This is a genomic window from Corynebacterium hansenii, assembly GCF_030408795.1.
In the GTDB taxonomy this organism is placed as follows: domain Bacteria; phylum Actinomycetota; class Actinomycetes; order Mycobacteriales; family Mycobacteriaceae; genus Corynebacterium; species Corynebacterium hansenii.
The window spans coordinates 1,027,124-1,050,631 of sequence record NZ_CP047211.1 but is presented as its reverse complement, the minus strand read 5'-3'; the positions used below and the strand labels follow the sequence as shown (position 1 = coordinate 1,050,631).

Annotated in this window: 15 protein-coding genes; 8 read left to right on the top strand and 7 right to left on the bottom strand. The window is 71.5% G+C overall.

What is annotated here, in order from left to right; all coding sequences use genetic code 11:
• Positions 1–121: 121 nt before the first annotated feature.
• Positions 122–664 carry a YceI family protein gene (locus CHAN_RS04650; RefSeq protein ID WP_048742661.1) on the top strand — a complete coding sequence of 181 codons (543 nt, stop codon included), beginning with the start codon at positions 122–124 and terminating at the stop codon, positions 662–664.
• A gap of 287 nt (positions 665–951) precedes the next feature.
• On the opposite strand, the gene CHAN_RS04645 is transcribed toward CHAN_RS04650, so the two are convergent.
• From CHAN_RS04645 to CHAN_RS04615, 7 genes are all read right to left on the bottom strand, one after another.
• Positions 952–3,687, bottom strand: coding sequence for an AAA family ATPase (locus CHAN_RS04645; RefSeq protein WP_290292312.1), 2,736 nt, complete (start codon positions 3,685–3,687; stop codon positions 952–954).
• Positions 3,688–3,698: 11 nt separating this feature from the next.
• Positions 3,699–4,889, bottom strand: a complete 1,191-nt coding sequence (locus tag CHAN_RS04640) for a metallophosphoesterase family protein (protein ID WP_290292307.1) — start codon at positions 4,887–4,889, stop codon at positions 3,699–3,701.
• A 91-nt stretch (positions 4,890–4,980) separates the two neighbouring features.
• Positions 4,981–5,997: a hypothetical protein gene (locus CHAN_RS04635; RefSeq protein WP_290292303.1), complete on the bottom strand. Its 1,017-nt coding sequence runs from the start codon at positions 5,995–5,997 to the stop codon at positions 4,981–4,983.
• Positions 5,984–9,283 (bottom strand): DEAD/DEAH box helicase, encoded by a 3,300-nt coding sequence (locus CHAN_RS04630; RefSeq protein WP_290292300.1) that lies wholly within the window; start codon positions 9,281–9,283, stop codon positions 5,984–5,986. Before CHAN_RS04630 ends, CHAN_RS04635 begins: the two co-directional genes overlap by 14 nt.
• Before the next feature lie 84 nt (positions 9,284–9,367).
• The gene (locus CHAN_RS04625; protein WP_290292298.1) at positions 9,368–10,138 is read right to left on the bottom strand and encodes an ABC transporter ATP-binding protein; all 771 of its coding nucleotides are present in this window, start codon (positions 10,136–10,138) and stop codon (positions 9,368–9,370) included.
• A gap of 1 nt (position 10,139) precedes the next feature.
• The gene (locus CHAN_RS04620) at positions 10,140–11,135 is read right to left on the bottom strand and encodes a FecCD family ABC transporter permease (protein WP_290293324.1); all 996 of its coding nucleotides are present in this window, start codon (positions 11,133–11,135) and stop codon (positions 10,140–10,142) included.
• Positions 11,136–11,278: 143 nt separating this feature from the next.
• Complete coding sequence (locus tag CHAN_RS04615; RefSeq protein WP_377748369.1) at positions 11,279–12,460, bottom strand: ABC transporter substrate-binding protein; 1,182 nt, start codon at positions 12,458–12,460, stop codon at positions 11,279–11,281.
• A gap of 440 nt (positions 12,461–12,900) precedes the next feature.
• On the opposite strand from CHAN_RS04615, the gene putP reads away from it, so the two are divergent.
• The 7 genes from putP (at position 12,901) to CHAN_RS04580 (ending at position 23,504) form a co-directional block, all read left to right on the top strand.
• Positions 12,901–14,469, top strand: coding sequence for a sodium/proline symporter PutP (gene putP, locus CHAN_RS04610; protein ID WP_290292296.1), 1,569 nt, complete (start codon positions 12,901–12,903; stop codon positions 14,467–14,469).
• 75 nt (positions 14,470–14,544) lie between these two features.
• Entirely contained in the window at positions 14,545–15,258 is a 714-nt protein-coding gene (locus tag CHAN_RS04605) for a GmrSD restriction endonuclease domain-containing protein (protein WP_290292294.1), read from the top strand.
• Between the two features lie 228 nt (positions 15,259–15,486).
• The gene (locus CHAN_RS04600; RefSeq protein ID WP_048742671.1) at positions 15,487–15,987 is read left to right on the top strand and encodes a hypothetical protein; all 501 of its coding nucleotides are present in this window, start codon (positions 15,487–15,489) and stop codon (positions 15,985–15,987) included.
• 285 nt (positions 15,988–16,272) lie between these two features.
• A complete protein-coding gene (locus CHAN_RS04595; protein ID WP_290292288.1) occupies positions 16,273–20,154 on the top strand; it encodes a bifunctional proline dehydrogenase/L-glutamate gamma-semialdehyde dehydrogenase in 3,882 nt (1,293 codons plus the stop codon).
• A 528-nt stretch (positions 20,155–20,682) separates the two neighbouring features.
• Positions 20,683–21,270 carry a hypothetical protein gene (locus CHAN_RS04590; protein ID WP_290292284.1) on the top strand — a complete coding sequence of 196 codons (588 nt, stop codon included), beginning with the start codon at positions 20,683–20,685 and terminating at the stop codon, positions 21,268–21,270.
• 133 nt (positions 21,271–21,403) lie between these two features.
• Positions 21,404–21,988, top strand: a complete 585-nt coding sequence (locus CHAN_RS04585) for a hypothetical protein (RefSeq protein WP_290292282.1) — start codon at positions 21,404–21,406, stop codon at positions 21,986–21,988.
• 415 nt (positions 21,989–22,403) lie between these two features.
• Positions 22,404–23,504: a biotin/lipoyl-binding protein gene (locus tag CHAN_RS04580; RefSeq protein ID WP_290292280.1), complete on the top strand. Its 1,101-nt coding sequence runs from the start codon at positions 22,404–22,406 to the stop codon at positions 23,502–23,504.
• Positions 23,505–23,508: the final 4 nt, after the last annotated feature.

Sequence of the window (23,508 nt, the reverse complement as noted above, 5' to 3'; positions counted from 1 at the left end):
AAAACCCCGCAAAGTTGTTGACACATCACCTACAGTGCGTTACAGTTCCAATTGTTGATGCGGCAACATGCCGTCCGGTCCGGACTCCGGCCCGGGACACGAAAACCCGAAAGGATCTCCCATGGCTCTCTCCCCCAACCTCGCCGGCACCTGGAACATCGACCCCGCGCATTCCCAGATCGGCTTCATGGTCCGCCACGCGATGGTGACCAAGACGCGCGGCCAGTTCACCGATTACACCGGTTCCTTCACCATCGACCCGGACAACGGCGCCAACAATGCGGCGAACGTGACCATCAAGGCCGCGTCGATCGACACCGGCAACGAGGACCGCGACAACCACGTCCGCGCCGGCGACTTCTTCGAGGTCGAGACGTACCCGGAGATCACCTTCGTGGCCACCGGCGCCAAGGTGACCTCGGAGAACGAGGGCGTCCTGACCGGCGATCTGACCATCAAGGGCGTGACCAAGTCCATCGATCTCGACGTCGAGTTCGAGGGCACCAACGTCGACGCCTTCGACGTCGAGCGCATCGGCCTGACCGCTTCCGGCTCCATCAACCGCAAGGACTTCGGCGTGGACTGGCAGGCCCCGCTGAACTCCGGCGTCATGGTGTCGGACAAGGTCGTCCTGGAGATCGAGGTCTCCGGCACCAAGGCCTAGTCCGGCATCGCGCCCGGCGATCCCGACTTCCCGGGACGCAACGGCTGATCCATCCCGAATCGGGCCCGGTCACCGCGCCCTCCCGGGACGCAACGGCGAACCCACCCCGAATGCGCCAACCCACCCGTTCCAGCGGGTGGGTTGGCGCATTCGGGGTGGGTTGAGGAGCCACATTCGGGGTGGGGTGACGAGCCGGGCCCGCTTTGCGACGCGCGGCGTCTCCGCCATCTCGGCGGCGGCGCCGCGTTTCGCCGTTCGGGGGAAGAACGGGAGCACCCGCCCTCCCGCTACCGCCGCAGGAGGTCGTCCATGTCCAGGCGATGGCTTTCGGCGATGCGCGAGAAACGCTCGGGGTAGCAGGTGAGCACGAGGATCTGGCTGTCCTCGCCGGCGCGGGCGAAGGCGTTGTTCATCTTCCTCAGACGATCGGGGTCCGAGTAGCCCAGCGCGTCGTCGATGATCACCGGCGCTCCGCCCTCGCCGTCCATGACTCCGGCGACGGCCAGGCGCAGAAGCACGTCGATCTGTTCCTGGGCGCCGCCGGACAACGCGTCGAACTCGAAGGTGCCCGAGGCATTCGAACGGGACTTCACCGCCATGCCCTCGTCCAGCTCAAACGTGGTGCTGTGGCCGAAGACCGCGCCGCCGTACTGCGCGAGCTTCTGCAGCAGCGGCTCGCCGATGGTCCGGCGGGTTTCCCTGCGTGCTTCCTCGAGGGTTTCGTAGAGGAGCCTCGCCGCCGCCGCCCGGCGGGTGATGGATTCCAGCTCGCGGCGCAGGCGGGTGCGCTCGGCTTCGGCGTCGGCCAGTTCCTCGTTGACGCCGGTGACCGACTTCAGCTCGCCGGTGATCGCGCCGCGGCGGATGCGCAGGCGGATCTGCTCGTCGCGCAGCCCCGCGAGGTGCGCTTCCGCGCCGGCGAGCGATTCGTCGGCGTCCTCGGCTCCCCGTTCGACCAGGATCCGCGCGGCACTGTCGGCGGCGGCGCGGGCATCGTCGAAGGTGGACTGCGCGCCGTCGAGGCGCTCCGCCAGGGCATCGTCGGTTTCGCGGGAACGGGCCTCCGTCAGGGCGTCGACGGCGCGGCGCACGTCCTCCACGCGAGCATGCTCGTCGGCCTGCTTGGCGTGCAGCTCGTGGCGGGCCGGGCGGGCGCTCATCGACTGGGCGGCCTGCATCGCGGCCTCGTATTCGCCGGCGGTGGTGCGTTCGCGCTCCTTGGCTTCGTCGAGAACCCGCTGCGCTTCTGCCTCGTCGGCCGGCATGGCGACGTCCCCGATGCCGGCGGCGGCCGCGGCGTCGGCCTCGCCGCCGTCACCGGCTCCACCGCCATCGCCGCCGCCATTGCCCGACCACCCGGCGATCATGTCCGCGCGGACGGCCGGGTACGCCTCGACTTCGGCGTCGAGCGCGTCCCGGGCATCGCGCATTTCGCCGAGGTCCCGATTGCTCAGCTCGGCGTCGAGGCGGGCGCGGGCGACCTCCAACTCGGATTCGACCACCGAGCGGGCCTTCGCCTTCTCCTCCGCCCTGCGCACGGAACTGACGCCCAGCTCCGACAGGATCTCGTCCAGCTTCTCCTTCGCCAGCGACTCCCGCCCGGCGTACGCGCCGGCGCCGTCGCCGGGCGTGACCGTGACGGTCACGTCGCCGACGCGCACGCTCGTCGGAGCGGTCACGGCCCTCGTCTCCGGAGACTCCCCCACCTCGACATCCTCGCCGTTGATGGACACCGTCGTCGCGGCGGCCGCGCCGACGGTCAGCTCCGACGACGACGCCTCCAGCACCGTCGTCGCCGTCCGCCACTCGCTTTCGGCATCGTAGGCGCGCTTGGCGTCCTCGGCGGTGATGCGGTGCTCTGCGAGCTTGCGGCGCTTCTCGCGCACGACCTCATCGAGCTCCCGCACCCGCTCGAGGACGTCCTCAAGTTCGGCGAACCTGCGGACGTTCGCGCAGTGGTTCAGGTCATCGCCCGCCAACTGCAGCAGACGTCGGGCGGCGTCGCGGCGGGCGCGCGTGCGCACCACCGTCGCCTCGACCTCCTCGACCTCCCGAGACTCCGCCTCGGCGGCCTCGCGCAACGGCTTGAGCTCCTCGATGACCCGCTCCAGCGCGGCCTGCGCCTGCTTTTCCTGGGCCATCAGCTCGTCGCGGCTCTCGCGGGCCTGCCGGACGGTCTTCAACTCGACCGTCGCCAACCGCACGGCATCGTCCGCCCGCGACTTCGCGTGGCGGAACTCGGCGAGCTCCTCCACCGTCTTGCGCCACTTGGCCACCTCCGCCTCGGCCTCCGGCAGAGAAGATTCCAGCGTGGCCCGGCGGCGATCGTTCTTCTTCGCCTCGTCCACGAGGTCGCGGACCTGCGCCACCCGCTCCGACGCCGCCGCCCACCGCCCGTCCGCGGCCTCGACGGCCTCCCGGGCCTCCTTCAGCGATGCCTTCTCGCGCCCCTGCGCGGTGTAGTACAGCGCCCGCTCCGCCAGCGCCGCTTCGACGATCGACTTCTGATCCTCCGTTTCCGCCGTACCGCCGGAAGCCTCCTGCAACGCGGCCGTCACCTGCGCGTACGCGCCCATCTGCAGCGCCTTCTGCTCCCCGCCCTGGCGCGCCACGAATGCGTTCCACAGGTCGCGGGTTCCTTCCCCGCGCGTCAGTTCGTCGAGCCACTGCTGGGCCGCTTCGCCGGTCAGCTGCCTGCGCTCCGGCTCGGTCACGGTCACTTCGGTGACGGTGGCGGCGCGCTGCCCGGCGAACACCTTGCGCAGGGTGAAGCGCGTCCCGCCGAGCGTCATGTCCAGCGTGATGTCCGGGTATGCATCGCGGTTGTTGGGCCGCAGCGCCTTCGTCTCCTTGCGCTCGGCCTTCGCCGGCCAGGTCAACGCGACGTGGATCGCCTCGGCGATGGTCGACTTGCCCATCTCGTTGTCGCCGGCGATGACGATGACGCCCCGGTCCGGCAGCTCGTCGACGACCAGATGGCCGATGCCGCGGACGTTCTTCAGCTCGATCGAGTGCAGTTTCATGGCGTGCTCCCCTACTTCCCGGTCCCGGCCAGGCGCGCGAGCAGCGCCAGCGCATCCGCAGCGGTGCGGCGGTCGTCTTCCGCCAGCGTCAGATCAGCGGTCCGCGCCTTCAGCCGCTCGGCGGCATCGAGCGGGAAACCGTTGACGCCCAGCGAATCGATGTCGCCGTCCTCCGGCACCACGGTGACCTCCGAACCGCTGCCCCGCCTGTACAGCGCGGCGAACGACGGCTCGATCTCTCGCAGCCCCCGCTTCAGTTCCGCATCGGCGATGAGGTTGAGCGTCCCGCGCAGCGAGTACTTGACGCAGGTCCGCGACTTGTCGCTGAGCATCCGCAGCTCGTCGAGCCACGCCCGCGCGTCGCCCGCGTCGGCGAAATCGCGTTCCATCGCCCGGAAATCCCATTGGCCCACGCGCACGGTTTCCACGTGCGGGGCGCGATCCGGCCACGCGTCGACGACGAGCACGTTGCCCGAGTCGCGCTCCTTGTCGTCGTAATCGGTGGTCTCCGGCGATCCCGAGAACCACACCCGTCCCTCGCCGTCGAGCCGCTGCGTCGAATGCGAATCGCCGACCGCGACGTAATGCACCGCCCGCTTCTCCACCGCCGCGGCCACGGCATCCAGCGACAGCGTCGCCCCGACTTCCGCGCCGAAGCCCGCGACCTGGCCGTGGGCGACGGCGATGCGCACGCCGCCGGTCGGCTCGAGCTCCTCCAGCGCCTCGGCCAGCACATCGACGTCCGGCGCGCGGGTGGTCAGCGGGGCGCCGACGATCTCGACGCCGGGCCGGACCTCGACCGGGGAGGAATCCCGCAGCACGTGGACGCCCTTCTCCTCCACCTCGCCGAACACCCGGCGATGGTAGATCGACGTCGCATCCAGCGCGTCGTGGTTGCCCGGCAGCAGGTACACCGGCACCGGCAGCTCGCGGATCACGTCGAGCGACCGCTGGAAATCGCGGTCGGGCAACGTGTTCGACTCGAAGACGTCGCCGGCGACGACGATGAACTCCGCCCCGCGCTCCTGCGCCAGCCGGCCGAGCCCGCGCACCGCCTCCAGACGGTCGGCCGAGTACCTGGCCTGGGCCTCGCCGTCGCCCTCCTTGAGGAACCACCGCGTCATGCCCAGCTGCCAGTCCGACGTGTGCAGGAACCGCACCGCCGAATCGTCCCCAGCCCGCGAATCCCGCTGCTCATCCATGTCCCGAGTCTTATCAGAGCCCCCGGATCACCGCCCGGCGAAACACCCCCGGGTCGCACCCCCGTTCGAAGGGCTGATCATTCCTCATTTCTCACTCCTCATCGTCGAAGGACGCCGCCACGACGCCATCGTCGTCTTCGCCGCGCGGCCGCCCGGCCCCCGCGGCGAAGTCCCCGTCGTCGAACGACGGCGGCGACGTCAAATGATCCCAGCAGTCCTCCAGATCGGACACCGCCCGCAGCGTCTCCACGGACAGCACCGTCGTCGACCGCAGCGCCGCGTGCAGCAGCGTCGGATCGGTGTCGCGCAGCACGACCATCGGCGCCGGCGCCGGCACCTCGATCGACGGCAGGTCCGCTCCCCAGAAGTCCTCCCTAACCAGCTCGAGAACGGGATCCTCCGTCCGCGGCCCCGTCGTCCGGCGCACCGGTCCGCGGGGTTTGCCGTCGGCGCCCCGCCCGGCCGACTTCGCCGCCGCCTCCGCCATCAGCCCCGCCAGCCGGTGCTTGGCCTCGTGCACGCCGACGCCGCGCAGCTCCAGCGCGTTCATCGGTTCCGCGTCGATGGCCCGCGCCGCCGCGGCCGCCACCGCCACCGCATGCTTGCAGGCCGGCGCCGGGTCGGGGCACGAGCACCGGCACACCGGGGCCTCGTCGGCGGCGAGCAACAGCTTCCCCAGCGGCACTTCCGGCAGCGTCCCGCGCGCCAGCTCATCCGCCGCGCCGTTCGTCGCCGCGAGCCACCGCAGCACCCCGTCGGCGGCGCCGGCGTCGCGGTACGGAAGCTTGATCACCACGGTGAACGGCTCGATCTGGCTGCCCTTGACCTCGCCGACGACCTGCCCGTCGACCATCCGGAAGCCCAGCACGTGGCCGTCGCGGAAGTACGCCTCGCCCCGCTCGCGCCGCCCGCCGTCGGCGACGCCGGCGACTGCGTCGTAGAGCCTGCGCGCCACGTCCGTGCGCGGCCGCGCCTGTCCCGAATCGGCTTTGCGACGCCCCGGCCCCTTCTTCCCCCGCCGTGCGCCCCGGGTTCCGCCGCCGGCGCCGCGCGCGCCGAAATCGGCGTAGATGACGTTGTCGCCCCAGGTCACATCACCGTCGGCCATCGCGTTTCCCCTTCCTCGCCGAATCCTTGCCGGCGCCGAGCTCGATCACGTCGGCGACGGCGTCCTTCTCGTCCTTCCCGCCCTCTTCATCCGCGCCATCCGCGCCGCCCCCGCCTTTCCCGCCCCCGGCCGCGTCCCGCGCCCACTCGTCTTCCACGGTGTGCCCGGCTTCGGCGGCCTCTGCGGCCCTGCGCGAGCGGTCGTCGTCAAGCCGCCACAGGCGGTGCAGTTCGTCGAGCCCCATTTCCGTCAGCCACGACTCGCCGGTGGGCATCACCGCCCGCGCGAGGTCGACCTTGCCGGCGATGACCTGGTCGATGCGCTCCTCGATGGTGCCCTTGGCCACCAGCTTGTGCACCTGCACGTCGCGCCGCTGGCCGATGCGGTAGGCGCGGTCGGTGGCCTGGTCCTCCACCGCCGGGTTCCACCAGCGGTCGACGTGGACCACGTGGTTGGCCGCCGTGAGGTTCAGGCCCGTGCCGCCGGCCTTGAGGCTGAGCACCATCACCGGCGCGCCGCCCTCGGCGTTGAACTCGTCGACCATCCGCTGCCGCGCCGCCCGCGACACCCCGCCGTGGAGGAAGGGGATCTCGCGGCCCAACCGCTCGGACAGCCAGGGCTGCAGCATCTTCCCGAACGTCGTGTACTGGGTGAACACGAGCACGCGCTCGTCGGCCAGCACGGCCTCGTCGACGATGGCCTGCAGCTGCGCGACCTTGCCCGACCGGTGCCGGCCGCGATCGAGCAGCGGCGACCCGTCGGACTGGTAATGCGCGGGGTGGTTGCAGATCTGCTTGAGCTTGGTGATGCCCTGCAGCACCAGCGCCCGCCTCTTCATCCCCTTCGCGGCGTCGACCTCCCGCTCGAGCTCCTCGACCCAGCCGCGGTACAGAAGCGCCTGCTCGGCGGTCAGCGGCACGAGCGTGACGGCCTCGTCTTTCTCCGGCAGCTCGTCGAGGATCCCCGGGTCGGACTTCATGCGCCGCAGGATGAACGGCGCGGTGATGGTGCGCAGCTCCGCGGCCGCGTTTTCGTCGCCGTCGCGCTCGATGGGCGCGGCGAACCGCGATCGGAAGGACCGCGCCGAACCGAGGATGTTGCGGTTGCAGAAATCCATGATCGACCGCAACTCGCCCAGGTTGTTCTCCACCGGCGTGCCCGTCAGCGCGATTCGCTGCCGCGCCGGCAGCAGCCGCACGGCCCTGGCCACGGCGGTGTTGGGGTTCTTCACCGCCTGCGCCTCGTCCAGGATCACGTGGTCCCACTGCACCGCGCCCCATTCGCCGGGGTCGCGCGCGACGATGCCGTAGGTGGTCACCACCAGATCGGCGCCCTCGGCGACGCGCTTGAGTTCCGCCCCGCGCGGGCGGTTGCCGCCGTGCAGCACCTTCACCGTCAGGCCCGGAGCGAACTTCCGCGCTTCGGCGGCCCAGTTGGACACGACCGACATCGGTGCGACCAGCAGCGTCGGGTACCGCTTGACGACGCCGTCCAGCGCCCGCACCGAGCCGTCGCCCGCGTCGAGGGCGGCGTCGAGTTCTTCGCGCGCGCGACGCTCATCGTCGGATTCGGCGGCCAGCCGCGTTTCCTTCTCGTGGAGCAGCAGGGCGAGGATCTGCACCGTCTTGCCCAGCCCCATGTCGTCGGCGAGGATCACGCCGAAACCGGCGTCCGACATCCACGACAGCCAATCCAGGCCGCGGCGCTGGTATTCGCGCAATTCGCCGACGAATCCTTCCGGCACGGGCACACGGCGACGGTGGATTTCGGCGGGGCCCTCGAAGCCATCGTCATCGGGGTCGCCGATCATCCCGCCGTAGAGCGACCGGGCCCAGCCGCGGGCGTCGACGTCGACGGGCACCGGCGCCCGCGTCACCGACCCGCCGGCGAAGTGGATCTCGCTCAGCGCCGCCGAGCCCCTGCCCGTGGCCTCCCCGGCCTTCGTCTGCTCCTCCAGGAACTTCAGCGCCCTGCGCGTGGTGTCCGGGTCAGCCGCGATCCACGAATCCCGCAGCCGCACCAGACCGGAGCCGGACTCGGCCAGGCGGCGGACGTCGTCGTCGGACAGCACCTCGTCGCCGAGCGTGAGCCGCCACTTGTAGTCCACGATCTGGTCGAACCCGACGCGCGATTCCGTCGCGCCGCGCACCGACCCGACCGGCTCCTTCTCCCGGGGATCGACCTCCAGGCGCAGCGACGGGCGGGCGCTGACCCACGACCGGGGCAGCATCACCGCGATGCCGGCGTCGCGCAGGGCGTCGACTCCGTGCGCCACCAGGTCCACGACCTGGCGCGGGTTGAGCAGCAGATCCAGGCCCGCGCCGTCCGAGATCGCCTCGCGGAACGGCGGGAACGCCTGCTGCGCCACCTCCAGCTGCGGCCGCAACTGCGTGAGCACCGACCCGCGGCACATCGACGGGTCCAGGCGTTCCGGGGCGCCCACCCCGATGCGGTAGTGCATGCGCAGCGGCCACCACAGGCCCTCGTCGGGGTCGTCGGCGCCACCGCCGCGGTTGTTCACGATGTCGATGACGCGCCCATGGTCGGGGTCGTCGAACTCCTCGGGCTCCTCCAGCACGAGCAGCAGCCGGACGTCCTCCCCGGACGCCGACGACCGCCACTGGGCCAGATCCGACGCGACGTCCGGCGTCGCCCGGCGCAGCGGCTCCGAATCGAGCAGCGCGCGCACGAACGCCTGGCGTCCCTTCGGCGGGTCCGGCAGGTCCGCCAGCAGAGCGTTGACGGTCCAGTGGAACAGCCGCCCCATCAGGTCGTCGAGCATTTCGCCGCCGCCGTTGACGGTCAGCACCGGCGGCGTGCGCTGCGCGACCTGCGCCCGCCACGACGTTTCCTTCAGCCCGTCCGGCAACCGCCATTGCGGCCACCACCGGCCGTCCTCCCACGTCACGGCGACCAGCGCACGCCCGGCGCGCGCCCACCGCTCGAGGGACTCCTGCACGCGGATGAGGAAACGCAGGTCCGGAGCGAACGCCGGGTCATCGGCGTCGGCGCGCAGCGATTCCAGAACGGTCACCGCGCGCTCGGGCACGAACGCCCACGTGGGCAGCACGTGGCGGACGGCCCTCCCCTTCGGCGTGCGCAGCTCCACCTCGGGGCGCCCCCTGGGCACGGAGGCCAGCACGGCCGATGCGGCGGCCGGCAACGCGGCCCGCGAGGCGTCGTCGAGCGCCCTCAGCACCCGGTGCCCCTCGACCCGCTCCAACCACAGATTCAGCCCCGTGCCGGGCAGCCACAGTCCGTGGAGCAGATGGGTGGGCGAAGACATGCCCCGATCATGCCACCCGCCCCGGATCGCCCCCGCCCACCCCGGACCGCGCGTTCGAACACGCGGGCCGGGAAGCGCGCCCCGTTACTCGGGCACGGGGCACACCACGGGCACGCCGCCGTCGTCGAGCACGCGGGCCCGCAGGCCGTAAACCTCCTGGAGCAGCTCGGGCACCAGCACCTCCGCCGGTTCGCCCACCGCGCGGATGACGCCGCCGGACAGCACCGCCAGCCGGTCGCAGTAGCGCGCCGCCAGATTCAGGTCGTGGATGGCCACCAGGGCCACGGCACCGTTGGCCTCCGCCTCGCGCCGGATCAGCTCCAGCAGGCGGACCTGGTGGCGCAGGTCGAGGGCGGACGTCGGCTCGTCGAGAAGCATCACCGCCGGCCGCCGCACCAGCATCTGCGCCACCGCGACGAGCTGGCGCTGCCCGCCGGACAGCTCGCCGAGCCCGCGGTCCGCCAGATGCTCGATGCCCAGCGCGGACATCGCCGAGGCGGCCGCGGCCAGCGCATCATCGCCGACGCGCCACATGCCGCCGCGCCGGGAGGAGGCGAGAACCGACTCGAACGCCGTCAGCGATGCCGTGCCCGGCAGGTCCTGCGGGACGTAGCCGATCGCATCGCGGGCGGCGGCGCCGGTCAGCGGCCCGCCGCCGGCCTCCACCCCGATGCTGCCCCTCCGGACGCGGTCGATGCCCGCGATGGCCCTGACCAGCGTGGACTTGCCGGCCGCATTCGGGCCGATCAAACCGGTCACGGTGCCGCCGGGCACCGGGCCCAGGTCGACCCCGCGCAACACCTCGCGCCGCCCGTAGGAACGGCGCAGCCCTTCCACCGTCAAAGTCGCGGTCATGTCAGCGACCTCCCAGCACGCGGCGCCGCGCCAGCACGAGCACCACGAAGAACGGCACGCCGACCAGCGCGGTGATGATCCCGATGGGGATGGCGATGCCCGGCACGATGGTGATGGACACGGCGTGGGCGGCGGCCAGCAGCGCGGCGCCGGCGGCCATCGACGCCGGCACGAAGAACCGGTGATCCTCGCCGACGAGGATCCGCGCGACGTGCGGCCCGACCAGTCCGATGAACCCGATGATCCCCGCGAAGGCGACCGCCGTGGCCGCCAGCAGCGACGCCACCACGAGCGTCGCCGCCCGCAGCTTCGGCACGTCGACGCCCATCGCGGCGGCGCGGGACTCGCCCAGGCGCAGCGCGGTGAGCTTCCACGCGGACAACATGGTGAACGGCACGGCGATCAGCAGCGCCCCGGCGATCAGCCCGTTGGCGGTCCACGTGGCGCGGCCCAGCGACCCCATGGTCCAGAACACGATCTGCTGCAGCGCCTCGGTGGTCGCCCGGTACTGCATCAGCGCCAGCAGCGCCTGGAACAGGAAGACCAGCGAAATGCCCAGCAGGATCATCGATTCCGAGCCCGCGCCGCGCCACAGTGCCGCGACCATGACCACGGCCACGGCGATCATCGCCGACGCCCAGGCCACGGCCGCCAGGTTGAACTGCGGGTTGGCGATGACGCTCCACCCCAGCACGATCGACGCCGCCCCGCCGAACGCCGCGGCCGCGGAGATGCCCAGCGTGAACGGTTCGGCCAGCGGGTTGTCCAGGATCGTCTGCATCTGCGCGCCGGCCAGCGACAGCGCGGCGCCGATGAGCACCGCCATGACGGACATCGGCAGCCGCAGGTTCCACAGCACCGTCCGCGTGCGGTCATCGACCGACGACGGGTCGGCGATGCCGCCGAGCACGTCGCCCACGGACAGCGGCAGCGGCCCGACGACGGTGGCCACGACGAACGCCGCGAACGCGATCACGGTCAGCGCGGCGATGGCCAGGACCTTGCGCCGGGCGCGCGAGCGGTACCCGGCCGCCGCGCCGGGGCTCGGCGACGCGTCGGCCGGCGGGGCTCCGGGGGTTGCCGGTGCGTCGGCCGATGGGGTTTCGGCCGGCGGGCCTTTCCGCTTGACGACGGACAGCGTCACTTCCCGGCCCCCGTGGAGGTGAAGAAGGTGCCGGTCAGCTCGAAGGGCAGCCACTCGCGGTGGAACTCGGCGAAGTCGGCCACGGGGTCGACGTCCTTGAACTTGTCGGGGTGGAGCCACGCGCCGATCTGCTGGAGCGCGAAGACGTTGTAGGGCGAGTCGTAGAACTGGTGGTAGAGGCCGTGGAGGTTGCCCTCGGCCGGCGCGCGCAGGTGGTCGAAGCCGGGCGTGGCGGTCAGGCCGTCGAGAGTCTTGCGCGCGGTGCCGTCGTTGGCGCCGTAGCCGAGCTCGACGTGCGGCAGGACGGCGGGCTTCTCCGGGTCCGGCGCCCAGGAGCCGCCGGTGGCGATGATGGCGTCGGGTTCCTCGGCCAGCACCTTCTCGGCGGTGACGTCGCCGGATTCGGAATCGAGGATGCCGTCGCCGATGTTGTCGCCGCCGGCGGCGTTGACCAGGTCGCCGAGGTTGGAGTTCTTCACCGTGGCGCAGCAGTCCTTCAGGCCCGCGGCGCGCCACACGAAGGTGCGCGGCTTGTCCTTGACGTCCTTCACGCGGTCGGTGACGTCCGCGACCTTCGCGTCGTAGAACTTGGCGAACCGCTCCGCGGCGTCGTCCTCGTCGAGGATCCGGCCGAGGAGCCGGACCGACGCCGTGGTGTTCTCCAGCGGCTTCTGGCGGAAGTCGGTGAAGACGTATTTCAGGCCGGCCTGGTCGAGCTTGGCCAGGAAGCCGTTCTTCTCGGCGGCCTTCTTGTGGTCGAGCGTCATGACCACGACGTCGGGGTCGTGGGCCAGCAGGTTCTCCACGGTGACGTCGCCCTTGGCCAGGTTGCCGATGACCGGCACGTCCTTCGCCTTCGGGTGGGCCTCGAACAGCTTCTTCTCGAAGGAGGGGGCGCCGGAGTGCAGGTCACCGCCCCAGGCGACGACGTGCTCGGTGGGGTTGTCCTTGTCCAGCAGCGCGGTGACGAACGACGCCCGGCCCTCGCCGAGGATGACGCGCTCCGGGCGCCGATCGAAGGAGACCGTGCGGCCCGCGACGTCGGTGACGGTGAATTCGCCGCCGGAGGCGGAGTCGTCGGAGGCGGCTCCGGGCGCGGAGCAGCCGGCGAGCAGGAGGGCGGCGCCGGTGAACGCGGCGACGGCGGCCGCCGCCTTGCGGAAGATCGGACGTTGCACGTGAAGTGCCTTTCGGTTCGGGGCCGCCGAGACGGCCGGGATGGTGCTCACGGTGACGGGTGCCCGGTTCCGGCCGTGCCCGGAATTGGCTCGGCCGACGGGTGGGCGTACCACCGCAAGCCCGCAAATGCCTTAGGTAAGGGTAGGCATTGCGGGCCCGGCTAGTCTTACCATCCTCGAACGCCGATCAACAAGAGAGTGCGCAGATTGCCCGAAAAGCCCCGATCACGCCCGAACCCCACCACGAGGATGGGCTGCGCCACATTGTTACCGATTCGTTATCCTTGCCGCTCACAGGCGACATTAAGGTTCCAAAGAACACGGTTGACCGGAAAAACCCTGGTCACCGTTTTGCGTGCCCCGCCGGGAACGTGAAAGCGTCGTTAAGTCGCTTTTACGAACGTAGACATGATTGCCCTCACCAGAAGGAGTCGAAGCACTTGCAAACGACGACTTGGTATTTCATCGCCATCGTCATCTACCTGGCCCTGATGCTGTACATCGGCTACACGGGCTACCGGAAGACGACCGAGTACGACGATTACATGCTCGCCGGGCGCGGTCTGCACCCGTTCATCGCGGCGCTGTCCGCAGGCGCGTCCGACATGTCGGGCTGGCTGCTGATGGGCCTGCCCGGCGCGATCTACCTCTCCGGCCTCAACCAGACGTGGATCGCCATCGGCCTGTGCATCGGCGCGTGGGCGAACTGGAAGCTGACGGCGCCGCGCCTGCGCAGCTACACGAAGGTGGCCAAGAACTCGATCACCATCCCGTCGTTCCTGGAGAACCGGCTCGAGGACCGCACGAAGATCCTGCGCGTGGCCTCGGGCATCATCATCCTGGTCTTCTTCACCTTCTACGTGTCCTCCGGCATGGTCGCCGGCGGCCGCTACTGGGAGTCGACGTTCGGCGGCGATTACCTGGTCGGCCTGCTGCTGGTCGCCACCGTGACGGTGCTGTACACGCTCTTCGGCGGCTTCCTGGCGGTGTCCTACACCGACGCCGTGCAGGGCGTCATCATGTTCCTGGCGCTGCTCATCGTCCCGGTCGTCGCCATGTTCGTGCTCACGAGCGAGGGCGAGCCGGTCTCGGACCTGTTCTCCTTCGCCGCCGAGAACGCCTACCCGGGCAGCGGGGGCGCCCCGGTCGACGGCTTCTTCAACGCGTTCAGCGGCGTGCCGCTGCTGGGCACCATCGGCCTGATCGGCTGGGGCCTGGGCTACTTCGGCCAGCCGCACATCATCGTTCGTTTCATGGCGCTGCGCTCCCCCGCCGACGCCGTCGCCGGCCGCCGCTACGGCGTGACCTGGCAGGTCATCTGCATGCTCGGCGCAACGCTGGTCGCCGTGGTGTCCACGGTGTTCTTCGCCCGCAACCCCGATGCGTCGGTCACCGACACCGAGTCCTACGAGACCATCTTCCTGGACCTCACCCGCGTCATCTTCCACCCGCTGGTCGCCGGCCTGATCCTCACCGCGGTCCTCGCGGCGATCATGTCCACCATTTCGTCGCAGCTGCTGGTGTCGTCCTCCGCGCTGATCGAGGACCTGTACCGCGGCGTGGTCAACAAGAACCTGCGTTCGTCGACGTCGATGCTGGCGTCGCGCATCGCCGTGGCGGTCGTCGCGCTGATCGCGGGCGTCATCGCCTCGAACCCGAACTCGTCGATCCTGTCGCTGGTCGGCTTCGCGTGGGCCGGTTTCGGTTCCGCGTTCGGCCCGGTCATCCTGGCGTCGCTGTACTGGCGCCGCCTGAACATGCCGGGTGCCGCGGCGGGCATCATCACCGGTGCGCTGGTGTCCTTCGCGTGGGGCATGAGCCCGCTGACGGACGTCATCTACGAGATCGTCCCGGGCGTGGCCGCCTCCGCCATCGCGATGGTCGCGGTCACCCTGATGACCAAGGCCCCGTCGCCGCACATCGTCGAGGAGTTCGACCACGCCGCCGCCGAGGCCGCCAAGCCGGTCGCCCCGCGTGGCGAAGCCGTGAAGGTCGAGTCCACGGCGTAGGCCGCCGCCACACCCCGATGGGGTGGGCGGAAAACTGAACGGAACCGCGAAGGGGCGGGCCGCGTCCAATGGGATGTGGCCCGCCTCTTCCGCGTTCTCGTCCCCGCTCCCCGTCTTGCTCCCCGTCCCGCCCCCGATCCCGCTCCCGACCCCGTTTCCGCATCCGCTTTACGACGGCTCGCGCCCCCGCTCCTCGCCCTTTTCCTGTCATTCGCCGCGGCCTGCGGCGGCGCGGGCGACGGCCCGGGCAAGGGTGAGGGCGCCGGCGAGTCCGGCGATGCACGGGACGCCGCCGCTCTCCTGTCCTCCGTGGCCGTCGCCCCGGAGCGCATCACCGTGCTGGGCTACGACCGCTCCCGGTTCGGAGGATGGACCGCGGCCGGGACGGCTTCCGGCGCGGGCGACACCCGGGACGCGGTGCTCGCCGAGTGGTTCTCCGGCTCCCCCACCATCGCCGACCCGTATACGGGCGAAGACGTCGCGGCAGACGGCGTCGACGTCGACCACCTCTACCCGCTCGCCGCGGCGTGGGATTTCGGGGCGCACGCCTGGGGCGCGCGGGCGCGGCGCGAATTCGCCAACGACGCCGCGCTCAACCTCGTGCCGGTCGCCTCCGCCGTGAACCGCGAGAAGTCCGACCTCACGCCCGCGGAGTGGCTGCCACCCGCCCGGGAACTGCGGTGCGGCTACTCCGTCCGCTACCTCCGCGTCGCCGTCGCATGGGAGCTGCCGGTGTCCGTCGCCGACTGGACCGCGATGGCCGGAGCCTGCGGCATCCGGGCGCGGTAACCGCCGCGCACGCTCCCCGCCGCTCCCGCGGGAGGGGCGATGTCTCGGGCGCCGGGCCGTCGCAAAGCGAGCCCCGGATTTGACGACGCCGCGTCGGTACCGCTTGGGCGCCGGGCCCCGCCATCGGCTACCATTGCGCCCCGATGGACTCCCCGCCCAGCCCGGCGGAATCCCCGTGAACCAGCCCACACCCGCACATGGGCCCACCCTCCCAATGAAAGGCACTTCGTGAACAACGTCGTCCTCATCGCCCACGTCGTCGCGGCGATCCTGCTGCTCGGCCCGGTCACCGTCGCCATCTCCATGTTCCCGCGGCTCGCGCTCGCCGCGCGCGACGGCGAGGCCGGCTCCGTCGGCGCCGCCCGCACCATGCACGCCGTCACCCGCACCTACGGCCTGTTCTCCCTGGCCGTGCCGCTGCTCGGCTTCGGCGTCATGTTCACCGACCTCGGCACCTACATGAAGGCCGGCGCGCTGCACGCCTCGATCCTGCTGGCGGTCATCGCCTGGGCGCTGCTGTACTTCGTCATCACCCCGAAGCAGTCGGTCATGATGGCCGGCCTCGGCGTCGCCGGCGAGGACGAGCTCGCCGACGACCCCGACTTCCGCAAGCGCGCCGAGAAGGCCGCGAACCTCGACTGGGGCAAGGCCAAGGGCCAGCTGGCCATGTTCTCCGGCATCTTCAGCGCCCTGTGGCTGATCACCGCGGTGCTGATGTTCTTCATCTAGGTTTTCCCGCCCGGCCCCGGGCGCCCCTTCCGCCCCGAGGCCCGCACCCGACCCGAAACCGGTCGGCGGATCCGTTCCGCCGGCCGGTTTTTCCGCGTTCGCGCCGACCCCCGAAAACCCCCGCCACGCTGGAATCACGGCACGGGCCAGCATGGTTGTTTTCTCCCTCGAAGCATACGTAGGGTCGCGGACGGGAGCGGCCATCGCGCCGCCCGCCCCGCGCGACCCCACGGGAAACCCCCGTCCGGCGCGGGGAACGCCCGATTTTCGCACGAGGAGGAAACCATGGCCCCAACGCACGACGCCCGCCATCAGATCGACGACGACGGTCGGGACGACGGCACCGCCCGGATGGCCGCCGGCCGGGACGACGGCCTGGTTCCCCTGGACGACCTCGTCGACGCCGCGGTCGACCGTGCGATGGGCTGGCTCGCAGAATCGGAGAAGGTCGCCGGACGCACCGGCGCCAGCGACCTCGCGCAGGCGCGGGCCGGCGACGGGGAACCCGAGGATCCCGTCAAGGACGCCTCCGACCACGCGGCCGAGCAGCTGGCAAAACTCGTCCACGACCCCGCGGGCGTGGACTACACCATGGCGTTCGTCGACCAGGTCGCCCGCCCCGAGGACGACGCCACCGCCGCGCGCCAGCTGGCTGGGCTGACGGGCGGCACGAAGACGCCGGAGTTCCTCTCCGCGATGGACCGCGCGGCGATGAAGCTCGGCGGCGTGCTCGCCCCGAAGCTGCCGTGGCTGGTCATGCCCATCGCCCGGCGCCGAATGCGCCAGCTGGTCGGGCATCTCATCCTCGACTCCGACGGCGAAGCCCTCAACGAATTGCTGTCCGGCGCCCGCGCCCGCGACCGCCGCCTGAACCTCAACCTGCTCGGCGAGGCCGTGCTCGGCGCGAAGGAGGCCGAGCGCCGCCTGCACGCAACGATGGCGCTGCTGCGCGACCCGATGGTCGACTACGTCTCGGTGAAGGCGTCGAGCGTGGTGTCGCAGCTGAACCCCTGGGACTTCGACGGCAGCGTCGACAGGCTCGTGGGCACCCTGCGCCCCCTCTACCGCATCGCCGCCGACGCGCCGGGCACGTCGTCGCGCACCTCTCCCCCGTTCATCAACCTGGACATGGAGGAGTACCACGACCTGGACCTGACGCTGGAGGTCTTCGAGCGCATCCTCTCCGAGGACGAGTTCATGGGCCTGGAGGCGGGCATCGTGCTGCAGGCGTACCTGCCGGATTCGGTGGCGGCGCTGGACCGGCTGATCGGCTTCTCCCGCGACCGCGTCGCCCGCGGCGGCGCGCCGGTGAAGGTGCGCCTGGTCAAGGGCGCGAACCTGTCCATGGAGACCGTCACCGCCGACACCCACGGGTGGGTCCGCGCCCCGTACGCCACCAAGGCGGAGACCGACGCCAACTACCTGCGGCTTCTCGATCGGGCGCTGCGCCCCGACGTCGCCGAAAGCCTGCGCGTGGGCGTAGCCAGCCACAATCTCTTCTCCATGGCCGCCGCGGTGGAACTCGCCCGGGCCCGGGGCGTCGAGAAGCAGATCGACGCCGAGATGCTGCAGGGCATGGCGCCGATGCAGCAGAAGGTGATCCAGGAGGACGTCGGGCGCCTGATCCTCTACACCCCGGTGGTCGACGCCGGCAGCTTCGACGTCGCGGTGAGCTACCTGGTGCGCCGCCTGGAGGAAAACGCCGCGGAGGAGAACTTCCTGCACGCGATGACCTCCCTCGACGAGGGCGAGCGGGCGGGCGGCGACGGGCCGTCGCCGAAGTCGCCGCAGTCGCCGATGTCCGGGCAGGAGGCGCGCTTCCGGCAGGCCGTCGACGAGCGCGACGCCACCCGGTCCGAGCCGCGCCGCACGCAGGACCGCCGCGTGGAGGGCCCGCCGACGTCGCCCGACGCCGCGCCCGGCACGACCACGACGCCGCGGGCGGAGAAGGCGAAGACCGCGCCGACCCTCACCGATTTCGCCAACGAGCCCGACACCGATTCCGCGCTGCCCGCCAACCGCGACTGGGCGAAGGCGCTGGTCCACCCGTCGCAGGATCCGGGCCCGTCGCGCGCGCCGCTGATCGACGACGTCGCCGACGTCGACGCCGTCGTGCACCGCGCCACCCGCGTCCAGTCGGCGTGGGCGGACCTCGGCGAGCACGGGCGCGCGTCGGTGCTGGAGGTCGTGGCGCAGCGTTTCGCTTCACGACGCGGCAGCCTCATCGCCGCCGCCGTGCACGGGCCGGGCAAGACGGTGGCGGAAACCGACCCCGAGATCAGCGAGGCCATCGACTTCATCCGCTACTACGCGGCGTCGGCGCGGGCGCTGGCGGACGAGCCCGGCGTGGCGTTCACGCCCAACCGCGTGACGGTCATCGCCCCTCCGTGGAACTTCCCCGTGGCCATCCCCGTCGGCGGCATCGTGTCGGCGCTGGCGGCGGGGTCGGCGGTGATCATCTCGCCGGCGCCGCAGGTCGTTCGCGTGGCGGAGGTCGCCGTGGCCGCCCTGCGCGACGGCCTGCGCGACGCCGGCGCGGACCCCGATCTCATCCAGCTGGCCAACACCGACGAGTCGGCCGCGGGCAAGCACCTGATCACGCATGACGACGTCGACGCCGTCGTGCTCACCGGCGCCTCCGAAACGGCGGCGCTGTTCCGGTCGTGGCGCCCCGAGCGCCCCGTGCTGGCGGAGACCAGCGGCAAGAACGCGATCATCGTCACGCCGGCAGCGGACCCGGACCTGGCGGCCGCCGACATCGTGGCATCCGCGTTCGGCCACGCCGGGCAGAAGTGCTCGGCGGGGTCGCTGGCGATCCTCGTCGGCGCGGCGGGCAAGTCCGAGCGGCTGCTCGAGCAGATCCTCGACGCCACCCGCACCCTCGAAGTCGGCCACGGGCGCGACCTGTCCACGGACATGGGCCCGCTGGTGGAGCCGCCGGGCGAAAAGCTGCGCCGCGGCCTGACCATCCTCGAGCCCGGCGAGAAGTGGCTGGTCCGGCCCCGCCAACTCGACGACGAGGGCACGATCTGGTCGCCGGGCATCCGCGACAACGTCCAGCCGGGATCGTGGTTCCACATGACCGAGTGCTTCGGCCCGGTGCTCGGCATCATGCGCGCCCCCGACCTGGAGACCGCCATCGAATGGCAGAACGCCGTCGACTTCGGCCTGACCGGCGGCATCCACACCCTCGATTCGTCGGAGGTGGCCACGTGGCTGTCGAAGGTCGAGGTGGGCAACGCCTACGTCAACCGGCACATCACCGGTGCCATCGTCCGCCGCCAGCCGTTCGGCGGCTGGAAGGGCTCGTCGGTCGGCCCGGGCGCGAAGGCCGGCGGCCCGAACTACGTGGCGCAGCTCGGGACGGTCCACGATGCGCCGTCGTCGAGCATGCCGAAGGCCAGCCCCAGCCGCGGCGTCAACGCCGTGCTGCGCGACCTCGCCGATGCGCTGCGCGAGGGTGCGGCGCGGCCGATCGACGGGCGCGAGGCGACGGCGCAGCTCATCGACGACGCCATCGAGTACCTGCGCGCCGCCGCCGGATCCGACGCGTACTGGGCCGGCACCGAATTCGGCGTGCCGCGCGACCAGTCGGGCCTGATCGGCGAGGCGAACGTGTTCCGCTACCGCCCCTACCCGCGGCCGACCGTGCGCGTCGGGCCGGGCGCGCACCCCGTGCAGCTGGCGCGGACGGTGCTGGCCGCGGCCGCGGCGCAGGAAGCCGTGGGCGCCGGCGGCGCGGGGACGGGGACGCGGCGGGCGGACGTGCCCGTGGTCACGGTCGCGCCGTCCGTGATGGGCGACGCCGAGGACGCCGCCCGACCGGGAACGTCGCCGAGCCGCGCCGATTCGCCGATCGCCGCAACGTTGCGGGTGCTGGCGGCGCACGGGCTGGCTGACGTCGTCGTGGAGGATGACGCCGACTTCACCGCGCGAGTGTCCGTGGCGGCGTCGTCGCGGGTGCGGTGCCTGGGCGCCGTGCCGGCGGGGGCGCTGAAGGCGGCTGCCGAGAACGGTTCGTGGCTCGACCCCGCGCCGGTGGTGCAGAGCGGCCGCCACGAGATGCTGCATTACCTGCGCGAGCAGTCGATCTCGTGGTCGTTGCACCGTTTCGGCCACGTGTCGGCGGGCGTCGAGGCGGGCCTCCGCCGGGCGCTGGAGGCGTAGGCGCGGGGCGGGTGCGGGCGGCGCGGGCGGTGTCTCCCGGTCGGCGTCTGCCGGTCGGTTGGCCGCCCGCGTCGCTCGTTCCCGCTTCACGACGGGAACCGGGTCGCTCGATAACCGGGCGACATGGCGCCCGCGTAACGCCCGTCGGCGCCACTTTCAAGTCCCGCGCGCGAGGGGAACCACCCCCGACGCCGACGCCGAAAAATGCACGTCATTGATCCAGCGCACCACCGTAAATGACGCCCAGCACCCGCCGAACCAATGAATAACGGTTCGATAACGCCTCAACTACGATGGTTTAACAACATTCATGAGCGCTTGCGATCACCAAACAAGGCGAGCACCGTGGGCGCCACAGTTGATCGGGACTCCGGGACACGCTCCGGACCCGGGAGACGGGTTCCGCCCCAACCGGCGGGACGCGCCACCGGATCCGACGCCGGGTACCGGGTCCCCGTTCAACTCGATCCGCCGCCCCGACCCCAACAGCTCGACCCCCGGCGGATCGGAGAGGACACCATGTTCGACATGATGCACACTCCGAATTCCCGCGAGGCCGGTACCCGCGGGTCCGGCATCCGCAAGGCCGCGCTGGCGACCGCCGCGTCGCTGACCATGGCCTTCGGCGCCGCGGCGACCGCACCCACCGCGGCCGCCGTGCCCGAACCGCCCGCCCGGGACGTCACCGGCAAGTGCGACGAGAACCTCCCGCCCGCCGATCCGCACGCGGCCATCGAGCAGGCGATCGCGGAGGGCCACATCTCGCCGAACCACGACTGGCAGCCGAACAAGGCGATGCCGTACCTCGAGGGCCCGTGCCACCTGCCGACGGCGCAGCCGATTTCGGCTCGCGGCGGCGACCCGACGGCCCCGACTGCGGTGCTGCTGTACTACCCGGGCCAGGGCGGCTACGCGACCACGGCCGAGATCCCGAGCTTCGCGGCGGAGGGGCCGGCGTGGGGCGATTACACCAGCGGCATGGTCCACATCGCCCGCACGGCGCCGTACGACATCACCGTCTGGTGGAGGAACGCGGCCGGCGAACACGCCACGATGCGCTACATGCTCGACGACGGCGTGTTCCAGCCAATGTTCCTGGAGGGCTCGACGCCGTAACGGCGCACCGCGCAGGCATAACCGCGCCGCACCCCGGCGCCGCGCCGGCCCAGCACCACGCCGCGCGCGGCGCACGACCGCTCACCGCACCATCCAGTCCGCAGAACACACGACCATCCATTGGAAGGAAGACATGTTCCGCACGAACAACGCCAACCGCACGACCGCCGACGTCACCGACGCCATCACGGCCGACGCCGGTGCCACGCACACCCGCCGCCCGCGCCGCGCCGGCGCGCTGACCGCTTCGGCCGCCGCGGCGCTGGCACTGACGGCCGGTGGCGCCGCCCCCGCCGTCGCGGCCCCCGCGGCCGATGCCGCCCCCGCCGCCGAGGCGGCCGCCGATCCCACCGGCGATTCCCGCCTGAAGGAGGCCATCGGTCAGGCCACGCGCGACGGCCACATCTCCGCCGGCCACGAGTGGGTGGCGGATCCGTGGTTCCCGGTCGCGAGGGGCACCGACGGTTCGGTGTCGGCGCAGGTGATCACCGTCGCAGGCGCGACCGGTTCGTCGCCGCAGGCGGTGCTGCTCTACGGACCGAACGACGGCGGGTACGTGGGCACCGCGGCCGTGCCCGAGGGCTTCGGCGCCGACCGGACCTTCGGCGACCGCACCGGCCAGGTCGAGTCCGTGTCGGTGATCGGCATGGACGCGGTCAAGGTCACGTGGAAGGGCCCGGACGGCCAGAGCAAGGACGTGACGTACCGTCAGCCGTAACGCCCCCACGGCACCACCGAGGCCACACCGATGATTTCGCCGTCGGGCAGGCCTCTGATCCTGCTTGACGACGCCCGGCCCGCACCCCATTCGGGGTGCGGGCCGGTTCGTCGTGAAGCGGGCCCGGTCGGGCAACCGTCGGACATGAACCGGCCCTCCCCCGCCTGCGCTCGCCCGCACCCTCCCCTCTGCCATACTCGGCGGCGAACGAATGCCGGGTACAACGGTGTTCGGCACGATCGACGCCGCGACCGACGGCGGCGCTGGAAATCGTTGCCAAGAACACAATGTGGATGGGACTCAAGGGCTGATAGGCTCGCGTCGTTACATTTTTGCCGTGGCTGTTATCGACCGCCCGGCCATCCACGCCGGCGACCCCGGCGCACGCCCTTCCCGAACGGACGAAACACCCACGATGAACAACACGAAGCGAGGCGCGGGAATCCTGCGGGGCCTCAAGTACGCCCTGCTGATCCTGGCCACCGTGTCACTTGTGAAGATCGCCTTCTTCCCCGGCAACGACACGCCCGAGCACGTCAGCGAAGGCGACTTCTCCCAGCCGACGACGACGCTGGAGAAGAACACCATCGACAACGAGACCAAGCTGTCGGCGACCATCCTCCGCGACGCGCCGACGCCGATCCGCGCCACCGCGTCGGGTCAGGTCAGCACGCTGTTCGTCGCCTCCGGCCAGGCGGTCAACGCCGGCCAGGGCCTTTTCCAGGTGAAGTCGACGACCATGCCCGCCGGGTCCGGCGCAGCAGCAACCGGCGCCAACTCCGATTCCGACGCCGAGGCCGCCGCCCCCGCCCCCGTGGTGAAGTACCAGGACATCGCCGCCCCCTCCGGCGGCACGGTGCAGCTCAACGTGGTGCTGGGCCAGAACGTCGAGGCGGGCCAGGAGATCGGGACCATCTCGCCCGGTTCCTTCCACGCGCTGGCGCAGCTCAAGCCGAGCCAACTGTACTCGATGGGCGACGCGCTGCGGTCCGGCAAGCTGAGCATCACCGACGGGCCGGGGCCGTTCCTGTGCTCCGAGGTGAAGATCGTCACCGCGTCGTCGGCGCCCGCCACCGGCTCCGGCGAAGGCTCCGGCGCGGCGGCGCAGAACACCGGCTCGACGACGGGCGGCGGCCCGCAGATCCGCTGCTCCATCCCCTCCGACCAGACCGTCTACGAGGGCGTCCCCGCCACGCTGACCATCGGCGGCGCCACCACCGGCGAGGTCTCCACCCTTCCGGTCACCGCCGTCGAGGGCCGCTTCAACGAGGGCATCGTGTTCCTGCCCGGCGACGGGCCCGGCAAGAAGCCCGTCAAGCGCAAGGTCCAGCTCGGCGCCAACGACGGCACCAACATCGAGATCAAGGGCGGCCTGAAGGAGGGCGAGAAGGTGCTGACGTTCGTGCCCGCCGTCTCCGAGCGCGAGGGCGCCAAGGGCTCCGGCGACGGCGGCTCCGGCGATGGCTCCGATGGCGGCGGCGACCCCGCCCCCGCCGACGCCCCGGCCGCGAACTGACGGC